The 1755-nt window shown below is 60.6% G+C and carries 1 pseudogene; it reads left to right on the top strand.

The features are described from left to right. Positions 1-699: 699 nt before the first annotated feature. A pseudogene (locus VHL31_RS06995) lies at positions 700-1755 on the top strand (hypothetical protein); the annotation flags it as partial.

Genomic DNA, 1755 nt, shown 5'->3' with positions numbered 1-1755 from the left:
GTGCTTCATCCGCCAAGCACGTAATATACTAGCCGTTTTCAGCCCATGGCCTGTCAGCGGCACCCCTGTCTTGTGGCGGATCCCGTGCATCGGCTGGAGGCCGGACGAGCTTCAGGTTCAGTTCCTCGCTTCCGATCACGTTGCCGAGCTTCTGTAGTACGCACGAAAGATGTTGCGGATCCGCGACGCAACGTGGTGGCGCGCTGGCCTGCTGATGGGCGAAATAAGAAGCGTATCTTCTGTCTTTCAGTTCATCCATGCAGGCACGCCAAGGCTGTTTCGCACCGGCATCGTGCGCCACTGCTCGATGCCACAGCCGAGCTGCTGGCACGGGACCACACTGATCTGCCTGATCGGGCCTGACAGGGTCGTCTCGGCGCGTGGCCGGCCGCGCGCCATGAGCAGGCCCATCGCTTGACATGCCCCCAGCCAGCTCCGGCTACAGGGCATGGCAGTGTTGGCCAAGGAGCTGGCTTGCAACGTGAGCTGACGGGCCAAAAGGCGAGGCTGCTCGAGGTCTTCTCGTGGGGCAGCAACAGGTAATTTGCAGTGATAAAGTGTTAATGTAAAGATTACCAAACGCTCGTTGGCACATGAACTATCATACATAGACAATTAGCGCAGTTAGATTGTAGCCGATTTTCTGATCTGTCCGCGGAAACCTTTTAATACATCTCCTAGAGATCAGTGGACAATGTCATGCCTTTTCTATCAAAAGGCGTACGCGCGTGCGCACGTCTTGCGCTTGCCGCAGGGCTGGTCGCGTCGGCAGTCGCTCTCATCGGAACAGAAGCAGCCTACGCCTATGACCCCCTGGCCGAACGTGTCCAGCTGCGCCGCAATGCGGCACGCGGCCTGGAATACGTGCCAACCTCCACGGCGGAGGGATCCGCCGGCACCAAGCGTGCGCTGAAGGTCGTGCCGAAGATGAAGGTCAACATCGACGGCAACGCCCTCGACAACACCTATTCCAGCCTCCTGCCGCTCGACTTCAACGGCAACGGCACGTCAGAATACCTGATGTGGAACGGCCACAAGACCATGCGGGTCTATGGCCGGGCCGGCAACAAGATCTGGGAGCTTTCCAATCCATTAGGCCGCGTGCTGAACGGCAGCATCTACATCCATCGTGACCAGGCAGCGGTGCTGGACCTGAACGCCGACATGAAGGAAGACATCCTGCACTGCTGGCAGTTCGGCTCCACCAAGAAGCTGATCGAGCGCAACGGCGCCACCGGCAAGGAACTGCGGTCGGTGACCTTATCAGGACAGGGCACCAGTGCACCCACCCAGTACTGCCGGATCGCGGTCTACTACAAGGAGTCGGACCATGAGCCGATCATCCTGGTCTCTCACAGCCAGGCCACGTCGGGTGCCTGCGGCGGCCGGAACTATACGGATTACTGGGCGCGCGTCGTCGCGTTCGACAAGAACCTCAACCAGCTCTGGTCCACCAACACCTGCGATGCCGGGCACGTGACCGCCGGTGTTGACCGCAACCAGGACGGCTATTTCGACTACGTGTTCGTCGGCAAGTATGCGCTCGACTTCAACGGCAAGATCCGCTGCACGCTCTCGGGCTGGAACAGCAGCGACCATGTCGATGCGGTGCGCGTCGCCAAGGTCGACCCGGCCAGGTCGGGCCTGCAGGTGGTCGCCATCGGGCGAACCGGTGGCGGCATGTTCAATGCCTCGACCTGCAGCCGCATCTGGAGCGTGCCGGTCAGCAACCCCCAGGAGATGGCGGTCTTCCAG

It is taken from the genome of Geminicoccus sp. (assembly GCF_036263595.1).
Classification (GTDB): Bacteria; Pseudomonadota; Alphaproteobacteria; order Geminicoccales; family Geminicoccaceae; genus Geminicoccus.
Note: the sequence above shows the minus strand (reverse complement) of the source record. Positions and strands in the feature narration are given on the sequence as shown.